Below are 22,867 nucleotides of genomic sequence, written 5' to 3' on the forward strand. Positions count from 1 at the left end.
CCGATATTTTTGCCGCTGAAACGGCCGCTAGATAGACCTGCGAGTCGAACCCCAGCGTCCGCGCGAACGACGTGAGCGCGATTCACCGCGAGCGGAGCGAGCGGCCTTTTTCAGCCGTGTTTTTGCGAGGAGCGGTTCCCACAGTGAGCGAAGCGAGCGAGGAAACTCGACGAGGAAAAATGGCTGTACGTAGCATCCTCCTCAGAATCTGTTAGCAGTTGAGGGTTTCAACAGAGCCGGTGAGGAGGAGGTTTAGAGGACGTCGTCGGCGAGCGCCTCCAGTCGTTCGATGTCGTCGAGTTCGAGCCACTGGAGCATGACGCGGTCGACGCCGGCGTCCGCGAGGGCGTCGAGGTGCTCGCGAACGTCCGCGCCGGTGCCGACGATGGCGCCCTGCTCGCGGAGGGCCTCGCGGTCCTCCTCGCCGAGCACGCGCTCGACTTCGGCCTCGTCGCGGCCGTAAACGACGCGCGTCATCGTGGAGCGCGTCACGTCCGCCGGGTCGCGGCCGCGTTCTTCGAGGAGGCCGTCGAGCCGGTCGTTCAGCTCGCGGATTTCCTCGGGCTGGAGCATGACGGAGTTCCACTCGTCGGCGCGCTCGGCGGCGAGCGGGAGCGTCCGGTTCGGGCCGTTCCCGCCGACGAGGAGGCGGGTGCCGCCCTTGCGCTCGGGTCGCGGCAAGAGGAGGGCGTCCTCAAGTTCGAAGTAGTCGCCGTCGTAGGAGACCGGGTCGTCGCTCCGGAGGAGGTTCGCGATGACGTCGACACCCTCCTCGAAGCGGTCGAGACGGTCCGGAAGGTCGAGCAGGTCGTAGCCGAACGTCTCGTGTTCGCGCTCCTGCCAGCCCGCGCCGACGCCGAGGACGAGGCGGCCGTCGGCGAGGTTGTCGACGTCCTTGCCCATGCGGGCGGTGAAGACGGGGTCGCGAAAGGAGACGGGCGTGACGAGCGGTCCGAAGTCGATGTCCTCGGTGTTGTCCGCGAGCCACGTCAGCGACGTCCAGAGTTCGAGCGAGTCCTCGTAGTCGCCCTCGGGTTTCGTGAAGTGGTCGGAGCGAAACAGCCCGTCGAACCCGCAGTCCTCGACGGTGCGGGCGATGCGCTTCCACCGGTCCCACGTGAGGCCGCGCTGGCCCTCGACCATGAGTGCGATGTCCATGGCCGCCACTGGTCACGGGAGCGAGTTAATTCGTGCGGGAATCGCCGCCCTCAGTCGTCGTCCTCGGTGCGGACGACGGGCGCGTCGGCGGCGTTGCGTTTGACGCTCTCGATGCCGTTGAGGGCGCCGGCCTTCCGGGCGTAGCCCTCACCGCCGTCGGCGATGATGTTGCCGTTCCGGTGGACGAGTCGCCAGCGCCAGTCTCCGACTTCGTCCTGATAGAGCTCGAAGCGGGTGCCGGTCGGCGCTGTCTCGCTCGCCTCGACGGAGACGGCGGCGGGGTCTGCATCCGGGTCTGGGCCGGCGTCGATGTCGTCCTCGCTCGGGGCCATACGGTCGCGTGCTGCCGCGAGCGCCATAAGTTCACTCCCCGGAGTGAACGTGGCGGGAGGGAAACGCGATGTCGTCACTGGGTGCGTGTCAGGCCAGAAGGCAAGAGAGGGTGGCGTACTCCCCCCGTTTCGACAAATCCGATGGCGCCTCGAACGCTCCCCCCGGAACGCTAAGACGCACGTGTTCCTAGACTGCTGTCCGAAATACCGAGTTCTCCCTATCCATATAGCCCATCCGGCGTTCGACAGCCTAGCAGCGTGACCTCCTCCTCGCGGTAAACGGCGAGGCTTCCCACGTCTGCACCGCAACGCTGGTTTGGGATATTTGCTGGTTGACGACCTGTCGGCATGACAGGCCGATGGCGGGGCCACACCGCCGTTACTCCTATCCCGGTATGGGACTCGGAGTTATCTTGTACCGAGACACCACAGTGGTTCGAGAGGGTATCTCGAACATGCTGGGTCTCGGAGTCCCGATATTGTGCATTTAATGGGCGGTGTGACCGCCTCGGTGTATGTCATGCTACAAAACGCATGTGCATAAATACCCGTATTAGCGTCAGAACGTGGTCTGTGGTGGAATTGTCGGATTCACGCCCGCCCTGAAGGGCGGGATTCTCTCCTCGAAGAAAGATAGTCGGGTGGTCGGTCACGCCGCCGTCGCCGTCCGACTCCCGGCGACGGCGTGGACAGCGAGGCCCGTCGCCGCGAGGACGAGCGACCCGACACCGAGGTAGAGAAACATCTCCTGGATGCCGACCGTATCGACGAGCCAGCCCGCGACAGCCTGACCGAGCGCGCCGCCCGCGCCGACGCCGACGCCCGTGAGGAGCGTCTGTGCAGTCGAGTGGAGCGCCTCGGGCGCGCATTCGTGCGCGAGGTTGACGAGCGCGAAGAAGAGGAGCGCGACGCCGATACCGAGGCCGACGTTCGCGAGCAGGACGGGCACGAGCGTCGGGTAGAAGGTGAGCCCGAAGTAGCCGGCGGCGAAGCCGAGACCACCGACGGCGACGATACCGCCGTATGAGAACGCGGTCCGGCCGATGAGTAAGAAAAGGACGGTTTCGGCGAGCGTCTTGAGCGCCCACGCGACGCCGGTGTAGCCGTCGCCGAGGCCGACCGCGCGCATGTAGACGGAGAAGAAGGCGTCCCCGGAGCGCGCGACGAACCCGAGGAGGAACGCGGTGGCGATGACGACCTGAAAGTCGCGCCGGCGCACCAAGTCGAGCGCCTGCGGGCCGAGGTCGCCCTCGAAGACCGACGCCTCGATCTCGGGGAGGCCGGCCGCGAGCACGAGGAAGACGGCGATGCCGACGACGTAGAGGTAGACGACGAGCGACGTAGCGACCCACGCGAGCGCGAAGCCGATGAGGAGGACGCTGATGCCGAAGGACACCGACCCGAAACTACGGACGTAGCCGTAGTCGAAGCCCTGCCGGAGGACGAGCGCGTTCGAGATGGGGATGATGGGGGCACGCGCCATCGCGTACGCGGCGGTACCGACGGCGATGAGCAGGAAGGTGTCGGTGGGTGCGAGCATGCCGAGGGGATAGCTGAGGATGGCGACGCCGGAGAGCGCCGCGGCGGCGACAAGCACGCGCTTGGGCGACTGGGTGTAGTCGGCGACGAACCCCCAGACTGGCTGGGCGAGGATGCCGGCGGTGACCATAATGGTCCCGATGAGTCCCATCTCGACGCCGGACATCCCCATCTCCTCGAGGAGGACGTTCCGGAACGCGGCGAACCCGCTGAACGCCGCGTAGAAAACGAAGTAGAGCGCCGGATAGCGGTAGCGACTGTCCACGATTCGACGGGACGACGGGGCTCCTTCTCAGTGTACTGGTTCGCGTGGACGGACGTGGTCAAATAGTATTTCTGGGCATACTGCCTAGTAATACTGGATGTGGGTGCTGTACGTCGCCTGGGACTCCACAGTCGTCGCACGGCGAACGGAAGCCATCACGTTTTCACCGCTCCGACGCCGACACCCGACCATGAAGCTACGCGACGCACTCCAGAAGCTACTCGACGGCATTGAGGGTCACGAGAAGCGAATCGCCACCGAAATCAGCAAGCGGACGAGCGTGAGCGAGGCGCAGGTCGAGAAGGGCATCGAACTCGCCCGCGAGGAACTCGGTGCCACGGGCGGCGAACAGTCGGACAGCGACGGGGCGAACTGACCCCGCGAGCACAGCCGACGACGCCTCAGTCTCTTTGGGAACTGGTCACTTCTCGCGTCTGTCGCCATCAGGAACTCGGAGTCGGCGAGGAGGGAGGCCGGAAGCGACGGGCGCGACGACGAAATCGTCACGCCGGTGGCCTCGCCACCGTCTTCTCCCAGCACAGTGCGGAGGGCGCCGCCGTCGCGGGAGATAGTCGCACGGCTGTTCGTCGGCGGTTCGCGTCGGGACAGTCGCGTGGTGGAGGGCGTTTCGGAGCGCGGCACCGACCTACCCGAGGTCGATGAAGGCGACGTCGTCGGACCCACAGGCCGGGCAGACCTCCCCGTCCGCCTCGAGGGTGGTCCCGCACCGGCGACACTCGCGGAAGGAGTCGTCGCCGCGGCCGTCGACGACCTCCCACAAGCGGGTGAGCAGGCGCATATCCGAGGGCTATCGCTCGGACGACAAAGATTTTCTCCTCCGAACAATCGTTACAGACGTCGGGCCGCGGTCCGGTCGGAGAGCGTCGCGGCAGGGGCGAGTAGTCTCGAAGGGGCGACCAGGCATGGTGGGACCGCGCGTCAGTCGTCCTCGGGCGTGATTCGGGAGAGGCGCATCGCGTTGCCGGTGACGCCGAGCGTCATCCCGGCGTCGCCGATGAGGACGGCCGCCCAGATAGGGACGAGGCCGAACGGCACGGCGAGCGCGAGCGCGGCCTTCGCGCCGAGGCTCGTCCAGACGTTCTGCCGGATGACGCCGTTCGCGTCGTGCGAAAGCTCGTAGAGGTAGGGGAGGCGCGAGAGGTTGTCGCTCATCAGCGCGATGTCCGCGGTTTCGAGCGCGGTGTCCGTGCCGGCCGCGCCCATCGCGACGCCGACGGTGGCCGTCGCGAGCGCGGGCGCGTCGTTCACGCCGTCGCCGACCATGGCGACGCCGTCGTAGGTCTCCTCGAGGTCCCGAATCGCCGCGACCTTCTCGTCGGGCAGGAGTTCCGCGCGGAACTCGTCTACGCCGACCTCCTCAGCGATGGCGCGTGCGGTGCGCTCGTTGTCGCCGGTGAGCATCACGACGTACTCGACGCCGAGGTCGTGCAGGCGCTCGACGGCGCGCCGCGCCTCGGGACGGACCTCGTCGGCGACGGCGATGATACCCTCGAGTTCGTCCTCGGTACCGACGAGGATGACAGTCTTCCCCTCCGACTGAAGGTCGGGGATGGTGTCCTCAAGGAGGTCGAGGCAGTCGTTCCGCTCGCAGATACGCTGGGAGGTCTGGGTGACCGTGCCGCCGTCGGTGACGGCGTGAACGTGCGAGAGGTCGAAGCCGAGTTCCTCGAAGAACCCGGGCTTACCCGCGTAGTGGGTCTCGCCGTCGAGGTCGGCGCGCACGCCTTTTCCGGTGATGCTCTCGAAGTCCTCGATGGAGCGCTGTCCGACGTCGCGCTCGGCGGCATGCTCGACGATGGCCTCGCCGATGGGGTGCTCACTGCGGGCTTCGAGGCCGCGCGCGCACCGCAGGACGTCCGCCTCGGTGTTCTGATTGAGCGGGACGACGTCCGTCACGGCGAGTTCGCCCTTCGTCAGGGTGCCCGTCTTGTCGAGCGCGACGGCGTCGACCTCGCCCATCGCCTCGAGGTGGCTGCCGCCCTTGATGAGGACGCCGTTCTTCGCGGCGCTCGTAATGCCCGAGACGACCGAGACGGGCGTCGAGATGACGAACGCGCACGGGCACGCGAGCACGAGCAGGGTGAGCCCGTAGACGATGGACTGCTCCCACGTCACGCCGAGGGCGAACGGCGTCCCAAGGGTGACGAGGACGGCGAACGCGACGACGACCGGCGTGTAGTAGCCCGCGAAGCGCTCGACGAACTGCTCGCGCTCGGTCTTGTTCGCCTGGGCGTCCTCGACCATCTCGATGATGCGCGAGAGCGTGTCCTCGCCCGCCTCCGAGGTGACCTGTACTTCGAGGTAGCCCTCCTCGTTGATGGTTCCGGCGTACACCTCGTCGCCGTCCGTCTTGTCGACGGGCACGGACTCGCCCGTAATGGGCGCCTGGTTGACGGCGCTCTCGCCGGCGACCACCTGGCCGTCGGTCGGAATCTTCTCACCGGGCCGAACGACGACGATATCGCCGACGCGGACGTCCTCGACGGGCACCGTCACCTCCTCACCGCCGCGCTTCACGGTGGCCTCGTCCGGCGAGAGGTCCATCAACTCCTGCAGGGAGGTGCGGGCCTTGTCCATCGAGTAGCGCTCCAGGAGTTCGGCGACGCTGAAGAGGAAGGCGAGCGTCGCGGCCTCCATGTAGAGGCCCTCGTCGAAGCCGAGGCTGACGAGGAGCGCGCCCGCGATGGCGATGGACATCAGCAGGTCGATGTCGAGGTTCCGGTTGCGCAGCGAGTAGTACCCCCCGCGGACGATTTCCTGGCCGCCGACGGCGACGGCGACGAGGAAGAGGACGTCCGCGACGGAGAGCGTGACCGGCGCGCCGAGAAGCGTCGCGTTCGCTCCGTGGAGAACGAACTCGAAGAGCAGGCCGAGCGCGACGAACGCGCCGCTGACCCACGTCTTCTTCGCGCGCGTGCTCCGCCAGACACTCTCGGCCTCCGGGACGCCCGCGTCGGAACCGTTGGCGGACGCCGTGGTCTCGGTGACGTCGTAGCCGGCGTTCTCGATGGCGTGCGTGACCTCGTCGGCGGACGTCCGGGACTGGTCGTAGGTGACGACGACCTTCCCGGTGGTCGGTTGGGTCTGGTAGGTGGCGACACCCGTCACATCGTCGAGTGCGTTCTCGACCTTGCCCGCGCAGGAGGGACAGTCCATCTCGGGGACGGTGAACGTCTCGGTGGTCTCGCCGACGCCGGACTCGACCGTGTATCCCGCCTTCTCGACGCGCTCGGCGACCTCATCGGGCGTCGTCCCGTTCGCCTCGTAGGAGACGGTGAGCGTGCCCGTGGTGACCTGGGCGTCCACGGTCTCGACGGCGTCGAGCTGCTGGACGCTGTTGCGGACCTTGCCCGCACACGACGGGCAATCCATCTCGGGGACGGAGAGTTGCACCGTCTCTCCCTCGACGGAGCTCGCCGACGCGCCCGACGCGTCCGCGGCGTCGTCGGGGCGACAGCAGGTGTCGTGCCCCTCCTCGGGGACACCACACCGCTCGTGGTCGTCCGACGAATCCGACTGCTCGCTCATACGTCACGCTAGCCGCCCCGGAGTTATTAATCCCGCTGTTAGAACGACCGGGGTAGATACCCCAACTTGCCAATATTGGAGATTGAGTTATTAACTCAGGGCTGTCCGCCGCTACGTCGCGTCGAGCGCGACGGCGGCGCGGCCCGCGAGGAGGACGCCGGCGGCGCCGACGAGGAGGAGCGTCTGCGTGCCGAACTCGGGCGCCGAGTAAATCCTGAGGACGCGCACCCACGGCGCGGCGTGCTCGCCGTAGCGCGGGGCGCGCGTGACCGGCCAGAGGAGGTAGCCCGGTAGGTCGGCGAACCCGCCATCGAGGAGGGCGTGGCGGGCGTCCGCGAACGGGTGGACGAGCGCGGCGACCCAGAAGCCGAGCGCCTCCGTGCGCCACTCCGCGGGCACGGCGGCGTAGAGCGCGACGCCGAGGAGGCCGACGAGCAGGAGGGAGTGGGCGACCGAGCGCCCGCTCGGAATCAGGTCGGCGTAGGCGAGCGGTTTGTCCACGAGGTCCGGGAACTGGCTGCCGAGGAGCGCGGCGAGGACGCCGGTCCCGGTGAACGCCCGCCAGTCACGGGGGAGTTGGACGCCCGCGTACGCGAGCAGGCCGAGGGCGGCGTGAGCGAGCGGGAGCACACCGAGAATGACGCGCTCGCGACACCCAAACCCTGTGGCCGCTCCGGGTCGCCTCAGAAATCGAGAATCAGTCGGAGAGGTCCCAGCCAGCCTTTTCGGCAGCGTCCTCGACGAGTCGGAACTCCCAGTCGAGGAAGTCCGCGGGCCGCCGGTCGTCCTCGTCCGTGCCGACGTAGACGTAGCGTTCGGTGTCGCCGTCATCACGGATTTCCTCCAGCGCCAGCCAGATGTCCAAATCGTCGAGATCGTAGTCCTGTGGGAGGTCGAACTCCGCGACGGCGGCGCGCACGCCCTTTCGGTCGTGGTCGACGACGCCGACGTGCCGACTCCACGACTGTGCGTCCTCCAGCGCGGCCTTCGGGTCCGCGAGTCGCTCGACGGCGGCCAGCGAGAACGCGAGCGTCATCTCACCCTCGCCGCTCGCACCGGTGATGCTCATGGCTCGCCCGACCACGTCCGCGCGCAAAAATCCCCCGCACGCACGCCGAGTAGCCTCGGTCCTCGCGGCGACCCTACTACGGTCGGGTAGGTGCTTTAGTAGGTGTCTGTCCACCCTACACCCATGTCCGTAAACGAGCACTACATCGACGGCGAATGGCGGCCCGGCAGCGGGGCGGAGACGTTCGAGAGTCGCTCCCCGGCGACCCGCGAGCGCATCGCCGAGTTCCAGCGGGGGACGCCCGCGGACGTCGCCGAAGCCGTCGAAGCGGCCGAAGACGCACAGGCGGACTGGCGCGAACTCTCCTACGTCGACCGCGCGGAGTACCTCTGGGAGATTTACGAGGAGCTGAAGGACCGCCACGAGGAACTGGGCCGCGTCGTCTCTCGCGAGTGCGGGAAGGAGATCTCCGAGGGGAAGGCCGACGTCACCGAGGCGTGGCACATGGTCGAGTGGGCGGCCGGGAACGCCCGCCACCCGCACGGCGACGTCGTCCCGAGCGAAATCCCCTCCAAGGACGCCTACATGCGCCGCAAGCCCCGCGGCGTCATCGGCTGCATCACGCCGTGGAACTTCCCGGTCGCCATCCCCTTCTGGCACATGGCGCTCGCGCTCGTCGAGGGCAATACTGTGGTGTGGAAGCCCGCCGAGCAGACGCCTTACTGCGCACAAATCATCGCCGAGATGTTCGACGACACCGGCATCCCGGACGGCGTCTTCAACATGGTGCAGGGCTACGGCGACGCCGGGAACGCCATCGTCGAGAACGACACCGTCGATACTGTGCTCTTCACCGGGAGCGCGGAAGTCGGGCACGCCATCGCCGAGAAACTCGGCGGCGTCCCCGGGCGCGACGTCGCGCTTGAGATGGGCGGGAAGAACGCCGTCGTCGTCACCGAGGAGGCGGACCTCGACATCGCCGTCCACTCCGCGCTGATGAGTTCGTTCAAGACGACCGGCCAACGCTGCGTCTCCGCCGAGCGCCTCATCGTCCACGAGGACGTCTACGACGAGTTCAAGGAGCGCTTCGTCGAACTCGCCGAGAACGTCGCCGTCGGCGACCCGCTGAACGAGGACACCTTCATGGGCCCGCTCGCGGACGCCGACCAGGTCGAGAAGTTCCACGAGTACAACCGGCTCGCCCGCGAGGAGGGCGTCGACGTGCTCGTCGACCGCGAGGACCTCGACGCCGGCGAGATTCCCGACGGTCACGATGACGGCTTCTGGGTCGGGCCGTTCGTCTACGAGACCGAGTTCGACACCGAGCTCCGCTGCATCCAGGAGGAGGTGTTCGGCCCGCACGTCGCGCTCATTCCCTACGCCGGGGACATCGAGCGGGCGCTCGAAATCCACAACGCCGTCGACTACGGGCTCGCCGGCGCGATCATCAGCGAGGACTACCGCCAGATCAACTACTACCGCGACCACGCCGAGGTCGGCCTCTCCTACGGCAACCTGCCGTGCATCGGCGCCGAAGTCCACCTGCCCTTCGGCGGCGTGAAGAAGTCCGGCTCCGGCCCCGCCTCCGCGCGCGAGGCCATCGAGGCCGTCACCGAGCGCACCGCGTGGACGCTCAACAACTCGAAGGACATCGAGATGGCACAGGGCCTCTCCGCGGACATCAAGACCGACGACGAGTAACGACGCTCGCCGCCGGCCACGAACCGTCCGTTCGTCCCGTCCCGTTCTCACGCGCTCTCGCCGCCGCGAGCGACAGCCACATACTGGCACCCCGCGAAGGACATCCTTATGCTACTCGTTCACAAAACGTGGCTACCGAGGTATCGTTTATCATGAGTCAAGCGACAGCGGGGACGGGAACGCACCTCACACTCGACCTGTGGCATCCGGAGTGTTGGGCGATTCAGGCGACTGACCGATTGCCGGGTGGCGTGTTGGCACACGCCATCTACGACACCCCTGTCGGCGGGGAGAAGGTCAAGGGCGTCTTCACGGCCTTCGGTGACAGCGAGGAGGAGGTCGAGTCGCTCCTCGCGGACATCGAGGCGTCGCCGCTCACCGGGAGCCTGAACGAACTCCAGACGCGCTTCGACACGCGCCGCGTCACCCCCGGGTCCGTCTCGCGGGAGTTCTTCCTCGAGTACGACCCGAGCGACATGATCTGCCCGCAGCTCCTCGAACGCGGGTTCGTTCACAACGCGCCCGGGCGCATTCAGGACGGCCGCGAGTCGTGGCACGTCTGCTACGCCGGCGAGCGCTCCGAGATCGAGGCCGAGATCGACGAGATCCGCGCACAGACCGGCGCCGACATCGAGATCGAGCGCATCTCGTCGTCCGGCACCGAGACGCGACGGGCGCGCCTGCTCGACAGGCTCACGCCGAGTCAGCGCGAGGTGTTCGAGCTCGCGCGCGAACGCGGCTACTACGAGTGGCCGCGCGAGATTTCGACGCGCGAACTCGCGGACGAACTCGACATCTCGAAGACGACGCTCCTCGAGCACCTGCGGAAGGCCGAAGGGACGCTGCTGGACTTCTGAGAAGCCGCTTTTCCTGCGAGGTCGCGAGACGGGAGAACAGCGTGGAGCCGAGCGTCAGCCGTCGAGCGGCGACTCCTCGCCGCTGACGCTGTCGACGATGACGTCGCCGCCGTCGCGCTCGACGAGCCAGAAGAGCTTGTAGGCCTCAATGCCGCGCTCGAAGTCGATGTCGGGCGAACTCCCGAGTGCGAACTTCCGGGTGGTCCACCCGAAGACGGTGTCGTGCGCGCGTTCACGGCACAGTTCCTCGGGGAGGTCCGCGGGCAGCACGAGGACGTCCTCGACGTCGCGCGTCTCGACGTCCGGGACGGTGTCGGCGCGGAGGACGAGGCGGCGCGCGCGGTCAACGCTCACGACGTACGTCAGCTCGCGCTCGGGAAGGAACTTCCGCCCGACGGTGACAGTCACCTCGTAGACCCGGTAGGGGTAGGCGACGGCGCCGACGCGGCCGTCCGCTTCGACGTCCTCGCGGGGGAGCGACGGCGGGATGACGGGGAGCGACGCCTCCTCGCGTCGCGCGTCGGGGCGCGCGTCCGGGGCGGCGTCGGGGACTGTGTCGGTGGCGTTGTCGGCGGCCATCAGTCAGTCCTCCCAGTAGTCCGCGGCGTCGACGTGCGCGCGGATGGTGTCGTTCTCGGTGACGGCCTTCGGCGGGTAGTCGCGCCCGCCGTCAGCGGCGTACTCCTGGTCCTCCTCGACGACCGCCGCGAGCGGCTTGTCGAAGACCTCGAAGTGCTCGTCGACGCCCTCGGGCGGCTGGGTGAGCAGCGAGACGACGACGAGGACGACCGTCGAGAGGATGAACGCGGGGAAGAGCCCGTAGACGCCGAGGAAGCTCGCGAGGAAGCCAGAGCCCTCGGCGAGCCCGGAGAGGCCGAGGAGGCCGAGAATCGTCGAGAGTTGCGTCCAGAGGATCATCGTCGAGGAGCCGACGAGCATGCTCGCGACGGAACCCATGGCGGTGACGCGCTTCCACCAGAGCGCGGCGATGAGCGTCGGACCGATGGCGGCGCCGAGCCCGCCCCACGCGTAGTCGAGGACGAGCGCGTAGATGGGGGTGTCCTTGGCGACGTACGCGAAGACGATGCTGCCGGCGCCGAGCGCGAGCGTGACGAGCTGTGAGTAGCGGACGAGCTTGTCCTGCCCGGCGTCAGGGTCGATGAAGCCGTGGTAGACGTCCTCGACGACGGCGCTGGTGGCGACGAGGAGCTGGGAGTCGGCGCTCGACATCATCGCGGCGAGCGCGGCGGCGAGGATGATGCCGGCGAGCCAGCCGGGGAAGAGGTCGATGGTCAACATCGGCATGACGTTGTCGGTGTTCGAGATGCCGCCGCCGAAGACGACGAGTCCGTAGAGACCGACGAAGGCGGCGCCGATGTAGGCGACGAACATGAAGAGCTGGGCGACGACGGCGGCGAGGCGGATGTTCTCGACCTTGTCGATACCCATGAAGCGCACCATCACGTGCGGGTTGCCGGGGATGCCGAGACCGATGGCGGCGTAACTGATGATGCCGAAGACGGCGGCCCAGCCGGTCATCCCGGCGGTGACGCTGGTGAGGTCGCCGCTCATCTGCGCGAGGTCGTTGAACGGCAGGCCATAAGAGGTGAACGCGAGGACGGGTAGGAGGATGAAGGCGGCGAGGATGATGGCGCCCTGGAAGTAGTCGGACCATGCGACGGCGAAGTAGCCACCGAGCATGGTGTAGCCGACGACGATGACGCCGCCGGCGAGGATACCGACGAGCGGGGAGACGCCGGTGAGGACCTGCAGGAGGGTGCCGGCGGCGACGATCTGCGCGCCGACGTAGCCACCCTCGAAGATCATGAGCATCACCGCGGAGACACCCTTCACGAGGCCGGTGTCGTCCTGCAGGCGCGTCGCGAAGAACGTTGGGAGGGTGACGGCGCGGACGATTTCGGAGTACTTGCGGAGACGCTTGGCCATGCCCGCCCACGCGAAGAGGTCGGCGGGAATCATGCCGAGGCCGTTGTAGAACGCCATGACACCGGTGTTGTAGGCGTCACCCGGAACGCCGAGGGTGAGCCACCCGCTCATCTCGGAGGCGCGCTCGGAGAACCCGGTGACGACGGGGCCGACTTCGCGGCCGCCGATGACGTAGTCGTCGACGGTGTCCATCAGCTGCGAGGAGTAGAGCCCGATACCGAGGAGGATGACGAGGTAGGCGGCGAAGGTGCCGAGCACCCACGTGCCCGCGGACCCCGCGATCCCGCTAGACATGGTCGCCCTCCGTGTCGTACTTCTCGTGGAGGCGACGCTCCCGTCTACCCTCCCAGACGTAGTAGACGATGAGCATCACCAAGTACACGACGAACGGCCCGAATAGGAGCGTTAGGTTGACTGCCATCGTCCACCGTTGTGTGATGTGTGTGCATAAATGTTTTGCATAATAGTTCATTCGATAGTCTAGATAGAGATATTTAGAAAATAACTGGTCGTTTGTAACACTACGCGAAGCTACGCGGTCGACGTCGACGGCGGCGAGAGGGGGCCGGCGACCTACACACCGACGACCGCGCGCAGCGCGAACAGCGCGTTCTTCTTGCGCTCGCGGACGCGCCGGTAGAAGTACTGGAACCACTTCGGGCCGTACGGCGCGTACTGATAGACGTCGTACTCCTCGGCGAGGTCGAACTGTGCGTCCTCACGTACCCCCATCAGCATCTGAATCTCGAAGGGCGTCCCGTACTCCTCGTGGAGTTGTTTCGCGTACTCGAGCATCGCCGGGTCGTGGCTGCCGACCGCGACGCCCTGCTCGAACTCCCGGAAGAGGAACTCGAGATACTCCTCGTACTTCGCGTCAACCGCCTCCTGGTCGCGGTAGGCGATCTCGGCGGGTTCGTCGTACGCGCCCTTCACGAGGCGGACGGCCGCCGGGACGTCGGCGAGACGCTCCAGGTCCTCCGCGGTGCGCTTCAGGTTCGCCTGAATCGCGATGCCGACGCCGTGCGGGTGGCGCTCGGCCTGCTCGCAGACCGCATCGAGCGTCTGGTCGGTCGTCTCGTGGTCCTCCATGTCCACCCAGACGAAGACGTCGCGCTCCTTCGCGCGCTCGACGATACGCGCGAGGTTCTCGTCGAACGCCGTCGTCGGCAGGTCGATACCGATCTGCGAGGGCTTGACGGAGACGCTGGCATCGAGGCCGCGCTCGGCGATGCCGTCGACGAGCCGGAGGTAGGCGTCGGCGTCCTCGTCCGCCGGCGGGCGGTCGTGGTAGTGCTCGCCGAGCAGGTTCAGGATGCCGCCGACCCCGCGTTCGTTGACCTCGGCGACGTGCCGCAGCGCCGTCTCCGGGTCCTCCCCGGCAACGAACCGGTTCGCTATTGGAGGTATCATAGCCATACGTTCCGAATATACTCCCGTAAAGAGACACCCTACCAAACCGTTCAGTACTAGTAATAGTGAAAGAAACTGGTTCGGTCACGCCGGAACACCTCGTGATTGATAGGGGCGTCTCCCCTCGGCCCGGTATGCACCGCGTCACCCTCGACCTCTGGCAGGACGACTGCCCCCTGTCGCGGGCGAGCGCCGACCACGACGTCGCGTTCACCACGCCCTACTGGAACTTCACGCCCGAGACCGGACGCTGGGAGCTCTGGGTGGAGGCGACCGCCGAGGACCGCTCGCACCTCGAAGCCGGCGTTCGCGCGCTCCGCGACGCCGAGACGATGAAGCGCTTCGAGTTGTCGGAGAAGCGGCCGCGGCGCGCCACGATGCGCGTCCGCTTCGCGGAGACGGCCGCCATCACCGCCGTCACCGCACACGGCGGCGCCGTCGTCGGCCCGTTCGCCAACTACGAGGGGCGCGAGCGCTGGCGACTCGGCTTCACTGATCGGGACGCCGTCGACGACGCCCTCACCGCGCTCGACGGCCGCGAGGAGTTCGACGTCGTCGACCGCACCGCGCTCACGGACGCCCCCGAGCACGACGTCTACGAGCACCTCGAGGAAGCGGCGGCGCTCGTCGAGAGCTGCCGGCGGCTCACGGACACCGAGCGCCGCGTCCTCCGGAGCGCCGTCGAGGCCGGCTACTACGAGACGCCCCGTAACGTGACGCTCGCCGACCTCGCCGAGCACCACGGCGTCTCGGACGTCGCCGTCTCGAAGACGCTGCGCCGCGCCGAGCGCAGACTGCTCGACGCCGCCGTCGACGCCACCGACGGCCTCCGTGGCGGCGGGGGTTAGGATACGAACCCGGCGACTCATTGCGGCGGCGTGCCGCTGTCTACGTGATGCACCGAGACCGGTTGCTCGCCGCCGCGCCGCTCGTCGCCGCCGCGCTCTGGGGCGGGATGTATGTCGTCAGCAAGTGGGGGTTCGCGGCGATTCCACCATTGACGCTCGCGTTCGCCCGCGTCGCGCTCGGCGCGGCGACGCTCTACGGCATCGTGCGCGCGACGTCGCCGACACGCTCGTTCTCGCGCGCCGAGTGGCGTCGCTTCACGCTCCTGGCGGCCTTCGTCACCGGCGCGCTCACGACGCAGTTCGTCGGGACGGACCTGACGAACGCGAGTCAGGGATCGCTGTTGACGGTCACGACGCCGCTGTTCGTCTTCGCGCTCGGCGTGACCGCCCTCGACGAGTCGCTCACCGTCCGGAAGAGCGGTGGCGCCGCGCTGGCGGCCATCGGGACGCTCGTGATTCTCGCGGGCCGCTACGACTTCTCGACGCTCGCGGACGGCACGTTCCTCGGGGTCGGCCTACTGTTGTTCTCCGCGTTCTGCTTCGCGGCGTTCACCGTCTACGCGAAACCGCTCATCCGGCGCTACTCCGCGCTCGAAACCGCGACGTACGCCACGATGCTCTCCGTCCCGATGTTCGGGGCGCTCGTCCCGGTGGAGTACGCCCTGTCGCCGGGCGCGTTCGACGCCGCCGCGCTCACCGCGCCGGTGCTCGCCGCCGTCGTCTACCTCGGCGTCTTCAGCACCGCGCTCGCGTGGTACTGCTGGTACAAGGGCATGGAGTACGCGGACGCGAGCACCGTCGCCGTCTTCTTCTTCGCCCAACCGGTCGTCGGCGTCCTCCTCGGCGTCGCCTTCCTCGGCGAGCACGTCGGCGCGGGGTTCCTCGTCGGCGCGCTCCTCCTCACGGCGGGCACGCTCCTCGTGAACACGGAATAGCACGCGAGCCGGTGCAGCCTCGCCGCCCTCCGCGGGTTCGTGTCCGGATTCCGCGCGCTTTATTACCGAGAAGTAGAACGAGGTGGTATGTCGGTTTCCGACGAGCAGTTCGAACAGTACCAACGCGAGGGGTACGTCGTCGCCGACGGCCTCCTCGACACCGAGACCGTCGAGCGTGTGAAGACACGCCTCGAGTCCTACGTCACGAACGAGCGAGCGGAGGACCAGTTCAGCCGAATGCTCGAACCCGCCGCCGAGGACGGCGACGTCGACTTCGAGCGAGACGGCGAGCCCGTCCGGAAGTTCGAGGGCATCGGGATGGTCCGCGAGGACGACGTCTTCGCCGACCTCGCGCACAACGACGCCATCCTCGACGTCGTCGAGCACCTGCAGGGGCCGAACCTGAAACTCCTGCGCGCCGCCGCGATGACGAAGCCGCCCGGCATCGGGAGCGAGAAGAAGTTCCATCAGGACGCCGCCTACTACCCGGTTCACCCGATGGATCACGTCACCGTCTGGATCGCGCTCGACGACGCCACCGAAGAGAACGGCTGTATGCGCGTCGTTCCCGGCGCACACACGGACGGTCTCCTCGGCCACGAAGCCGTCGAGTACGACACCGACATCGCCATCGGCGAACGCGACTACGACCTCACGGACACCGTCGCCCTCCCGATGGAGGCCGGCGACGTCCTCTTCCAGCATTGCCTCCTCCCTCACTACACCGCCGAGAACACCACCGAGAACTGGCGGCGCGCGTTCATCTTCATGTATGCGCGCGCTCGCTCGCGCTTCACCGACGACGACCCGCCCGCGTGGGTGGACAGCCACCACATCAGCGGCGAGGAGTTCCCGGGGTGCATCTAGATGAGCGAACGCCACGACGTCACGGCCGTCTCGGGCGGGAGCGCCAGCGACTACCTCTCGAAGATGGGGCCGTCGTGGGTCGCAGGCGCCATCGCCGCCGGCCCCGCCTCGATGGCGAGTCTCGTCACCGCCGGCGCCTCGAACGGCTACACCCTCCTCTGGGTCGTCGTCCTCTCCGCCGTCGCGGGCGCGCTCTCACAGTACCTCGCGATGCGCCTCGGCCTCCTCACCGAACGCGGCATCGTCGGCGTCGTCGAAGACCACCTCGGCGAATGGTGGGCGTGGGTGCTCGTCGCTGACGTCGTCATCGCGTCCGGCGTCGCCCAACTCGTCATCATGAAGACGCTCGCGAGCGTTTCGGCCACCATCACCGGCGTCTCCGCGTGGGTATGGGGCGTCGTCTGGGCGCTCGTGCTCGCCCTCGGCCTCGCGGGGCGCGGCTATCGCTTCCTCGAACTCGCCGCGAAACTCCTCGTCGCCGGCGTCGTCGTCGCGTTCGTCGCGTCGCTGTTCGTCGTCCCCGTCGACCCCGGCGCGGCCGCCGCCGGCCTCGTCCCCAGCCTCCCCGCGGACAGCGCACTCGTCGCCGCCGGCATCCTGGGGGGTGCCGTCCACATCACGCTCATCGTGATGCACTCCTACACGATGCGCGCCCGCGGCTGGACTGGCGAGGACTACGGCCTTGCGACGTTCGACGTCGGCGTCTCCATGCTCGGCGCGTTCGGCGTCTACAGCGTCGCCATCTTCCTCGTCGCCGCGAGCGTCCTCAGCGACCCGAGTCTCAGCACCATCGGCGCCGCACAGGCGCTCGAACCGGTCGCCGGCGCGAACGCCAAGTGGCTGTTCCTCCTCGGCCTCGGCGGGGCGGCCGTCTCCACGCTCGGCGGGAACACCATCGTCCCGCCGTTCGTCCTCGCCGACAAACTCGGCTGGGGAACGAGCGTCGCGGACACCCGCTATCGCGCCCTGCTCGCCGCCGTCGCCCTGCTCTCCGCGCCCGGCGCGGTCATCGGCGGTGCCGTCCTCAGCCAGCTCGTCCTCGTGCTCGCGCTCGGCACCGTCGGCACGCCGTTCGCCATCGCCGTCGTCCTCTACCTCCTCAACTCCGACGCCGTTCCCGAGTCGAACTCGACGCTCGCGAACCTCGGCGGGCTCGCGCTGCTCCTCGTCACGGGCACGCTCGCGGCGAACTTCGTCGTCAGCCAGCTCGCGGGCGGCGTCGCGCCCCTCGCCGGCGTCGTGCTCGTCTTCGCCGTCCTCGTCGCGCTCGCGACGCTCGGGCTCGTCGTCCAGTACGTGCGCGCCGGCACACGACCGGCGTAGAACGGTCTCGAGCGGCCGCCAGCGCCGTCAATCGTCGGTTACCGTGCCGTCGAGGCTCGCGTCCTCGACGTCGACGCGGTCCTCCGTGAGGTCGCTGTCGCGCCACGTCCCGCGCTTGTACCACGCGTAGGCGAGGAGCGCGCCGAGGACGTTCGAGACGGCGAACGAAATCCAGATACCGGTCTCGCCGACCTCACCGGAGGCGACCCACGCGATGGGGAAGCGGACGACGCCGAGCATCACGACGGAGATGGCCGCGGCGGTGAGCGTCTTGCCCGCGCCGCGGAAGCTCCCGGTGTAGGCGCGCATCACGCCGATGAACCCGAAGGTGAGCGCGACGTAGCGGAGGAACTCCGCGGCGATGTCGACGACTGCGGGGTCGGTGGTGAAGACGCTCGCGACGGGCGCGGCGACGAACAGGACGAGAACGCCGGCGGCAGTGAGGACACCGAACAGCACTTTCGCAGCGAGGTCGGCGGCCTGCTCGGCGCGCTCGGGTTTCTCCGCGCCGACGTTCTGCCCGGTCATCGTCTCGACGCCGCGTGCGACGGCGATGGCCGGGAGGAAGATGACCGAGAAGACGCGCGTCCCGATGCCGTAGGCAGCGACGACAGTGTCCGGGAAGAACGCGACGATGAAGAGGAGGAGGTTCATCGAGAGCGCGCGCCCCGTCCCCTCAATGGAGGCGGGGACGCCGATGCGCGCGAGGCGGCCGAAGTAGCTGAGGTCGGGCGCCATATCCCGGAGATGAATCTGGACGCCGCGCTCTCCGCGGAACATGATGGCGAGGCCGACGACGAGCGCGAGCGCGCGCGAGAACACCGTTGCGATGGCCGCACCCTGGATGCCCATCGGGTCGAAGGGGCCCCAGCCGAAGATGAGGAAGGGGTCGATGACGATGTTGAGGACGACGGAGCCGAACATGACGAGCATCGGCGTGATGGTGTCGCCATAGCCGCGCATGAGCGAGATGAACACCGCAAAGCCGAACATGAAGAGCAGGCCGAGCGAGATGACCTCCATGTAGCTCGTCGCCATCGGGAGGACGTCCGCGGAGGCGCCCATGAGCGCGAGGAAGTCGTCGACGAGGAAGTAGCCGATGCCCCCGAGGAGGACGGAGGCGAGAATCGCGAACGTGACGGTCTGCGAGGCGGCGTACTCGGCGTCGCGTTCGGCGCCCGCACCGGTGAACTGGGCGACGAGGACGCTGCCGGCGACGGAGATGCCGAGGCCGAGCGAGATGAGGAGGAAGACCATCGGGAACGCGAAGCTGATGGCGGCGAGCGCGTCCGTGCTATACTGGCCGAGCCAGAAGGTGTCAGCGAGGTTGTAGGCGGTCTGGAAGAGGTTCGTGATGACGATAGGGAGCGAGAGGAAGAATAGCGGCTTGCCGATGTTCCCGGAGGTGAGGTCGAACTCCTCGGGCCCTTTGAACAGCCGCGCGAGCTGTGCGCGCACGCCCATCAGCGCGACACCCCGGACGGCGTGGCGGCGGCTGAACGAGTGGCGGGCGGGACGGCCGTGTGGAGGGTCGGGGGTGCAGGATCGGCGCTCATCGCAGGCGGTATCGATACTTACTGACTGTTCAGTCAAAAGGGTTCGGAACGGCGACCACGTCTTCCTGTTTCGACGGAAGCGCGGCAGACGGAGCGAGGGGAAATCGGTGCGGGTCGCGGTGTCACCCGGGTTCGGTGGAGGGCCGAAGTGGGGACTGCCGCACGGGGCGGCCGGCGTCGACGTGGCGGGCCACACCGCGACACCGCACCGACCGCGGTGTCATGAAGCGGGCGTCGACGCCGTGTCGTCGCCGGCCCGAGGGCACCGGGCCGGCGACACCTGTGGATACTCCCGAACGGGGATTGGCGGTTACTCGGTTAGTACCGTGAGTACCGTGAATAGGCTGAGAGGAAGCGAACGACTTTCGAGGGCGGCGCGGCGAGTCGGCGTATGCGACGTCACCTCCGCGTCCACGTCGTTCCGCTCTGGCGGGAGCGCGACCGGGTCGTCGGCCCCATCGAGGACGACCGACCCGACCGCGTCTACCTCCTCGAACACGAGGACCGCGCAGTCGAGCGCCCCGACTACCACGAGACGGTCGTCGAGCGCATCGCCGACGTCGTCGGCGAGCCGCCCGCCGTCGAGTACGTCGACCTCTTCGACATGTACGACGTGATGGGCGCCATCACCACCATCGCGGACTGGCACCCCGACGACCTCGTGCGCGTCAACGTCACCGCGGGGACGAAGCGCGCCGCCGTCGGCGCGACGATGGCCTGCATGGACGAACACACCGACGCCGAACCGTATGTCGCCGACCCCGAGTCGCGCCCGCACGGCCTCGAAGACCCCGCGACGGAGGGCTACGCCGAGTCGGCGCTCCTGACCACCTACCAGATAGACTCGCCGACACCCGACCAGGTGGCGACGCTCGCGGTCATCGAGGCCCACGACACGGGCGCGAAGCGCGCGAAGAAGAAGACGCTCATCACCGAGGCCGCCCGCTACGACCTCGACTTCATGCGCGGGCGCGTCGAGGGCGACCCCGAGAACTACGACCCGACGAACGGCGACTACAACGTCCTCGACAACCGCGTCACCGGCGCGCTCGAACACCAGGGCTACGTCGCCGTCGTCGAGCACGGGACGCGGCGCTACCTCGAACTCACCGAGGAAGGCCGCCAGACTCTCCGGGCGTTCCGCCACCGCGCCGAGTCCGTCATCGCCGACCTCGAGTCGCGGACCGCGGACCCGAACGAGGGCGTGGACTTCACGCTCGACAACCCCGTCGACGACCTCGCGACCGACCACGCCGACCGCCGCCCGTCCGGCGACTGAAGCACACCTGGACGTCCGTTCGCCGAGCGGGAAACCGGACGGGCACCACGTCGTCCGTGCCCGGGGACGTGGCGCGTGACGAGGACTGGGGGGAGGAGGGGGAGGAACGGCCGCCGTGGCGGCGACGGGCTGGCGCCGTGTACTGTGGCGGCGTCGGAACCACCGGTTACTGTCCTCGCGGAGTGTGACACTCCGGCTACGTCTGTCGCCTGAAACCTATTAAGACTGATGGCGTTGGTATGCCATGGTCGCGTGTCGCGCGCCGCGACGGCGGGTGCGAGACACTACTCTCCGGGGTCGACCGGCGTGATGACGACGTCCCACGTCCCGTCGCTCGCGTCCGGGTCGCACGTCCACCCACCGGCGACGTCGACGCCGTTCTCCGACGCCGACGCCACGAGGGCGTCGAGTCGACACTGAAACTCCTCGGGCGACGTGACATCCGGCGAGTCGTCTGACGTAGGCGGCCTCCCCATAGTCCTATGTCAGCACTGTTCACTCGCCCCCAATAAACTGTGGATATCCATGGTATACCATGCTCTGGTCTCAAGGGCGTCGAACGGCTTGCGGTAGTTATGAGTGTCATCGCGGACGTGGAAGTCGCGGCCACGTCCTTCGAACTCGGACGCGCGCTCACCGTCCCGGGCCGCGCCGACGTCGAACTCGAGGAGATGGTTCCCCTCGAGCACGCCGTCGTGCCGCTCTTCTGGCTCAACGCCACGTCGGCAGCCGAGTTCGTCGCGTCCGTCGAGGCGAACGAGAACGTCGAGGACCTCGCCGTCGTCGAGGAAGAGCACGGCCGAACGCTCTACTCGCTCCAGTGGGACGCCCGCGATGACCGCCTGCTCGGTGCGATACCCGACCACGACGGCTACCTCCTCAGCGCGACCGGGTCCGAGACGACGTGGCTGTTCCAAGTCCGCTTCCCCGACCACGACGCCTTCGAGGCGTTCTGCGATCAGTGTAGCGACAACTACATCGACTACGACGTCCGGAGCCTCTATCACTCGACGCGGCCCGATTCCGGGCGCTGGTACGGCCTCACCGAACAGCAGTACGAGACGCTCCTTCTCGCGCACGAACGCGGCTACTATGACATCCCCCGACAGGTGACGACACGCGAACTCGCCGCCGAACTCGGCATCTCCGACCAAGCCGTCACCGAACGCCTCCGTCGCGCGATTCGCACCTTCACCGACAACGCCTTCCGCATCTGACGCCACCCCGCGCCGGGCGCGAATCACTCGTCTTCCGGCGGTTCCTCCGTGAGCTTGAGGCCGGCGACGAGGCGCGCGGTGACGATTTGCTCCACGATGGCGAGCAGCTGGTCGTCGTCGCTCGTGTAGTCCGCGAAGATGCCGAGCGGAATCTCCCCGCCCGCCATCTCGCGGTGGCCGCCGGCGCTCCCGACGCCCGCGAACGCCTCGGAGAGCGCGTCGCCGATGTGGACGCGCGTGTCCGTCGAGCGCGCGCTGAGCTGGATGCTGTCCTCGACGATACCGAAGACAACCGCCGTCTGGACGCCTTCGAGCGTCGCGAGGTAATCGGCGGCCTGCGGGAGGGCGTCCCGGTCGGGCGTCCGGCCGACGTGCGAAATGAGCGCCGCACCCCGAACCGTCCGGTTCTCGATGGCGGCCGAGATGGCATCAAGCGTCGCACCGGAGACGGACGGCGTCGAGAGCTGGGAGAGCAGGTCGTCGTTCGCGTACTCGTGGAGGAAGCCGGCGGCGTCGTACTCCCCGCGCGTTACACCCCGGAGGAAGCCGAGCGTCTCGCGGCGGATCGCGAACAGCAACGCCGTCGCGAGCGTGCTGTCCATCTCCACGCCGAGTTCGCGGACGTACTCGGTGAGGATGGTCGCCGTCGCGCCCGCCGACTCGCGGTGGTCGACGAAGCGCCCCTGGACATCGTCCGCGGCGTGGTGGTCGATGACGATATCGACCGGCGTCCCCTCGGGGACGGTGTTGTTCGCACCCGGAATCGCGTGGTCGACGAACGCGAGCAGCGACCCCTCGGGGCGCTCGGCGACGTGCGCCGGGTCGAACGGCTGGAGGTCGATGTCGAGGAGGTTCACGAACGCCCGGTTCTGCTGGTGGGAGATGTCGCCGCTGTAGAGGATGCGCCGGTCGTCAATACCTACCGTCGCCGCGATGCGGCCGAGCGCGAGCGCGCTCGCCAGACAGTCCGGGTCGGGGTTGTTGTGGCAGACGATGGTGAGGGCGTCGCCCGCGGAGAGGAGGTCGCGAAGGTCGCTCGCCGTGCTCATACTCGGGCCTTCCGCGTCGAGACGGA

At 68.0% G+C, this 22,867-nt stretch carries 22 protein-coding genes; 9 read left to right on the forward strand and 13 right to left on the reverse strand.

Annotation, left to right across the window (positions count from 1 at the left end):
• Nucleotides 1-252 precede the first annotated feature (252 nt).
• The 3 genes from ACQUS8_RS12415 to ACQUS8_RS12425 all read right to left on the reverse strand — a co-directional run bounded on the left by ACQUS8_RS12415 (nucleotide 253) and on the right by ACQUS8_RS12425 (nucleotide 3,294).
• Nucleotides 253-1,158 (reverse strand): TIGR03560 family F420-dependent LLM class oxidoreductase, encoded by a 906-nt coding sequence (locus tag ACQUS8_RS12415; protein WP_435101502.1) that lies wholly within the window; start codon nucleotides 1,156-1,158, stop codon nucleotides 253-255.
• Between the two features lie 50 nt (nucleotides 1,159-1,208).
• Complete coding sequence (locus tag ACQUS8_RS12420; RefSeq protein WP_435101504.1) at nucleotides 1,209-1,490, reverse strand: HVO_2922 family protein; 282 nt, start codon at nucleotides 1,488-1,490, stop codon at nucleotides 1,209-1,211.
• Nucleotides 1,491-2,139: 649 nt separating this feature from the next.
• A complete protein-coding gene (locus ACQUS8_RS12425) occupies nucleotides 2,140-3,294 on the reverse strand; it encodes an MFS transporter (RefSeq protein WP_435101506.1) in 1,155 nt (384 codons plus the stop codon).
• A 190-nt stretch (nucleotides 3,295-3,484) separates the two neighbouring features.
• Between ACQUS8_RS12425 and ACQUS8_RS12430 the strand changes: the two genes are divergently transcribed.
• Nucleotides 3,485-3,670 (forward strand): hypothetical protein, encoded by a 186-nt coding sequence (locus ACQUS8_RS12430; RefSeq protein WP_435101508.1) that lies wholly within the window; start codon nucleotides 3,485-3,487, stop codon nucleotides 3,668-3,670.
• A 270-nt stretch (nucleotides 3,671-3,940) separates the two neighbouring features.
• Here ACQUS8_RS12430 and ACQUS8_RS12435 read toward each other — a convergent pair whose 3' ends face one another.
• The 4 genes from ACQUS8_RS12435 to ACQUS8_RS12450 form a co-directional block, all read right to left on the reverse strand.
• Complete coding sequence (locus ACQUS8_RS12435; RefSeq protein ID WP_435101509.1) at nucleotides 3,941-4,093, reverse strand: hypothetical protein; 153 nt, start codon at nucleotides 4,091-4,093, stop codon at nucleotides 3,941-3,943.
• 140 nt (nucleotides 4,094-4,233) lie between these two features.
• Nucleotides 4,234-6,843, reverse strand: coding sequence for a heavy metal translocating P-type ATPase (locus tag ACQUS8_RS12440; protein WP_435101511.1), 2,610 nt, complete (start codon nucleotides 6,841-6,843; stop codon nucleotides 4,234-4,236).
• Between the two features lie 111 nt (nucleotides 6,844-6,954).
• Complete coding sequence (locus tag ACQUS8_RS12445) at nucleotides 6,955-7,473, reverse strand: metal-dependent hydrolase (RefSeq protein WP_435101513.1); 519 nt, start codon at nucleotides 7,471-7,473, stop codon at nucleotides 6,955-6,957.
• Between the two features lie 67 nt (nucleotides 7,474-7,540).
• Entirely contained in the window at nucleotides 7,541-7,912 is a 372-nt protein-coding gene (locus tag ACQUS8_RS12450; protein ID WP_435101515.1) for a DUF7124 domain-containing protein, read from the reverse strand.
• A gap of 123 nt (nucleotides 7,913-8,035) precedes the next feature.
• Here ACQUS8_RS12450 and ACQUS8_RS12455 point away from each other — a divergent pair, with 123 nt between their 5' ends.
• Both ACQUS8_RS12455 and ACQUS8_RS12460 read left to right on the forward strand, forming a co-directional pair.
• On the forward strand, nucleotides 8,036-9,553 hold the full coding sequence (locus ACQUS8_RS12455) for an aldehyde dehydrogenase family protein (protein WP_435101517.1): 1,518 nt from the start codon (nucleotides 8,036-8,038) through the stop codon (nucleotides 9,551-9,553).
• 152 nt (nucleotides 9,554-9,705) lie between these two features.
• Entirely contained in the window at nucleotides 9,706-10,410 is a 705-nt protein-coding gene (locus ACQUS8_RS12460) for a helix-turn-helix domain-containing protein (protein WP_435101519.1), read from the forward strand.
• A 54-nt stretch (nucleotides 10,411-10,464) separates the two neighbouring features.
• Here the strand turns inward: ACQUS8_RS12460 and ACQUS8_RS12465 are convergent, their stop codons facing one another.
• The 4 genes from ACQUS8_RS12465 to ACQUS8_RS12480 form a co-directional block, all read right to left on the reverse strand.
• Complete coding sequence (locus ACQUS8_RS12465; RefSeq protein ID WP_435101521.1) at nucleotides 10,465-10,989, reverse strand: hypothetical protein; 525 nt, start codon at nucleotides 10,987-10,989, stop codon at nucleotides 10,465-10,467.
• A 3-nt stretch (nucleotides 10,990-10,992) separates the two neighbouring features.
• On the reverse strand, nucleotides 10,993-12,651 hold the full coding sequence (locus tag ACQUS8_RS12470; RefSeq protein WP_435101523.1) for a sodium/proline symporter: 1,659 nt from the start codon (nucleotides 12,649-12,651) through the stop codon (nucleotides 10,993-10,995).
• The gene (locus tag ACQUS8_RS12475) at nucleotides 12,644-12,778 is read right to left on the reverse strand and encodes a hypothetical protein (RefSeq protein ID WP_435101525.1); all 135 of its coding nucleotides are present in this window, start codon (nucleotides 12,776-12,778) and stop codon (nucleotides 12,644-12,646) included. Before ACQUS8_RS12475 ends, ACQUS8_RS12470 begins: the two co-directional genes overlap by 8 nt.
• Nucleotides 12,779-12,930: 152 nt before the next feature.
• Complete coding sequence (locus tag ACQUS8_RS12480; RefSeq protein ID WP_435101527.1) at nucleotides 12,931-13,767, reverse strand: proline dehydrogenase family protein; 837 nt, start codon at nucleotides 13,765-13,767, stop codon at nucleotides 12,931-12,933.
• Between the two features lie 134 nt (nucleotides 13,768-13,901).
• Between ACQUS8_RS12480 and ACQUS8_RS12485 the strand changes: the two genes are divergently transcribed.
• The 4 genes from ACQUS8_RS12485 (at nucleotide 13,902) to ACQUS8_RS12500 (ending at nucleotide 17,740) form a co-directional block, all read left to right on the forward strand.
• Entirely contained in the window at nucleotides 13,902-14,615 is a 714-nt protein-coding gene (locus tag ACQUS8_RS12485) for a helix-turn-helix domain-containing protein (RefSeq protein WP_435101529.1), read from the forward strand.
• A gap of 47 nt (nucleotides 14,616-14,662) precedes the next feature.
• Nucleotides 14,663-15,550, forward strand: coding sequence for a DMT family transporter (locus ACQUS8_RS12490; protein WP_435101531.1), 888 nt, complete (start codon nucleotides 14,663-14,665; stop codon nucleotides 15,548-15,550).
• An 87-nt stretch (nucleotides 15,551-15,637) separates the two neighbouring features.
• On the forward strand, nucleotides 15,638-16,417 hold the full coding sequence (locus tag ACQUS8_RS12495; RefSeq protein ID WP_435101533.1) for a phytanoyl-CoA dioxygenase family protein: 780 nt from the start codon (nucleotides 15,638-15,640) through the stop codon (nucleotides 16,415-16,417).
• Complete coding sequence (locus tag ACQUS8_RS12500; protein WP_435101534.1) at nucleotides 16,418-17,740, forward strand: NRAMP family divalent metal transporter; 1,323 nt, start codon at nucleotides 16,418-16,420, stop codon at nucleotides 17,738-17,740.
• Nucleotides 17,741-17,767: 27 nt separating this feature from the next.
• Here ACQUS8_RS12500 and ACQUS8_RS12505 read toward each other — a convergent pair whose 3' ends face one another.
• Nucleotides 17,768-19,204 (reverse strand): MATE family efflux transporter, encoded by a 1,437-nt coding sequence (locus ACQUS8_RS12505; protein WP_435101536.1) that lies wholly within the window; start codon nucleotides 19,202-19,204, stop codon nucleotides 17,768-17,770.
• A gap of 483 nt (nucleotides 19,205-19,687) precedes the next feature.
• Between ACQUS8_RS12505 and ACQUS8_RS12510 the strand changes: the two genes are divergently transcribed.
• Together ACQUS8_RS12510 and ACQUS8_RS12515 are read left to right on the forward strand one after the other, a co-directional pair.
• On the forward strand, nucleotides 19,688-20,575 hold the full coding sequence (locus tag ACQUS8_RS12510) for an HFX_2341 family transcriptional regulator domain-containing protein (protein ID WP_435101537.1): 888 nt from the start codon (nucleotides 19,688-19,690) through the stop codon (nucleotides 20,573-20,575).
• A 575-nt stretch (nucleotides 20,576-21,150) separates the two neighbouring features.
• Entirely contained in the window at nucleotides 21,151-21,792 is a 642-nt protein-coding gene (locus ACQUS8_RS12515; protein WP_435101540.1) for a helix-turn-helix domain-containing protein, read from the forward strand.
• A gap of 23 nt (nucleotides 21,793-21,815) precedes the next feature.
• Here the strand turns inward: ACQUS8_RS12515 and ACQUS8_RS12520 are convergent, their stop codons facing one another.
• Complete coding sequence (locus ACQUS8_RS12520) at nucleotides 21,816-22,841, reverse strand: DHH family phosphoesterase (protein WP_435101542.1); 1,026 nt, start codon at nucleotides 22,839-22,841, stop codon at nucleotides 21,816-21,818.
• Nucleotides 22,842-22,867: the final 26 nt, after the last annotated feature.

It is taken from the genome of Halarchaeum sp. P4 (genome assembly GCF_051195175.1).
In the GTDB taxonomy this organism is placed as follows: domain Archaea; phylum Halobacteriota; class Halobacteria; order Halobacteriales; family Halobacteriaceae; genus Halarchaeum.

Bases quoted from the DNA above. Each gene is read 5' to 3' on its own strand.
- ACQUS8_RS12515 (WP_435101540.1), top strand. From the start codon at position 21,151: ATGAGTGTCATCGCGGACGTGGAAGTCGCGGCCACGTCCTTCGAACTC.
- ACQUS8_RS12475 (WP_435101525.1), bottom strand. From the start codon at position 12,778: ATGGCAGTCAACCTAACGCTCCTATTCGGGCCGTTCGTCGTGTACTTG.
- ACQUS8_RS12490 (WP_435101531.1), top strand. From the start codon at position 14,663: ATGCACCGAGACCGGTTGCTCGCCGCCGCGCCGCTCGTCGCCGCCGCG.
- ACQUS8_RS12505 (WP_435101536.1), bottom strand. From the start codon at position 19,204: ATGGGCGTGCGCGCACAGCTCGCGCGGCTGTTCAAAGGGCCCGAGGAG.
- ACQUS8_RS12460 (WP_435101519.1), top strand. From the start codon at position 9,706: ATGAGTCAAGCGACAGCGGGGACGGGAACGCACCTCACACTCGACCTG.
- ACQUS8_RS12510 (WP_435101537.1), top strand. From the start codon at position 19,688: ATGCGACGTCACCTCCGCGTCCACGTCGTTCCGCTCTGGCGGGAGCGC.
- ACQUS8_RS12500 (WP_435101534.1), top strand. From the start codon at position 16,418: ATGAGCGAACGCCACGACGTCACGGCCGTCTCGGGCGGGAGCGCCAGC.
- ACQUS8_RS12470 (WP_435101523.1), bottom strand. From the start codon at position 12,651: ATGTCTAGCGGGATCGCGGGGTCCGCGGGCACGTGGGTGCTCGGCACC.
- ACQUS8_RS12450 (WP_435101515.1), bottom strand. From the start codon at position 7,912: ATGAGCATCACCGGTGCGAGCGGCGAGGGTGAGATGACGCTCGCGTTC.
- ACQUS8_RS12435 (WP_435101509.1), bottom strand. From the start codon at position 4,093: ATGCGCCTGCTCACCCGCTTGTGGGAGGTCGTCGACGGCCGCGGCGAC.
- ACQUS8_RS12480 (WP_435101527.1), bottom strand. From the start codon at position 13,767: ATGATACCTCCAATAGCGAACCGGTTCGTTGCCGGGGAGGACCCGGAG.
- ACQUS8_RS12415 (WP_435101502.1), bottom strand. From the start codon at position 1,158: ATGGACATCGCACTCATGGTCGAGGGCCAGCGCGGCCTCACGTGGGAC.
- ACQUS8_RS12465 (WP_435101521.1), bottom strand. From the start codon at position 10,989: ATGGCCGCCGACAACGCCACCGACACAGTCCCCGACGCCGCCCCGGAC.
- ACQUS8_RS12495 (WP_435101533.1), top strand. From the start codon at position 15,638: ATGTCGGTTTCCGACGAGCAGTTCGAACAGTACCAACGCGAGGGGTAC.
- ACQUS8_RS12420 (WP_435101504.1), bottom strand. From the start codon at position 1,490: ATGGCCCCGAGCGAGGACGACATCGACGCCGGCCCAGACCCGGATGCA.
- ACQUS8_RS12485 (WP_435101529.1), top strand. From the start codon at position 13,902: ATGCACCGCGTCACCCTCGACCTCTGGCAGGACGACTGCCCCCTGTCG.
- ACQUS8_RS12430 (WP_435101508.1), top strand. From the start codon at position 3,485: ATGAAGCTACGCGACGCACTCCAGAAGCTACTCGACGGCATTGAGGGT.
- ACQUS8_RS12440 (WP_435101511.1), bottom strand. From the start codon at position 6,843: ATGAGCGAGCAGTCGGATTCGTCGGACGACCACGAGCGGTGTGGTGTC.
- ACQUS8_RS12455 (WP_435101517.1), top strand. From the start codon at position 8,036: ATGTCCGTAAACGAGCACTACATCGACGGCGAATGGCGGCCCGGCAGC.
- ACQUS8_RS12520 (WP_435101542.1), bottom strand. From the start codon at position 22,841: ATGAGCACGGCGAGCGACCTTCGCGACCTCCTCTCCGCGGGCGACGCC.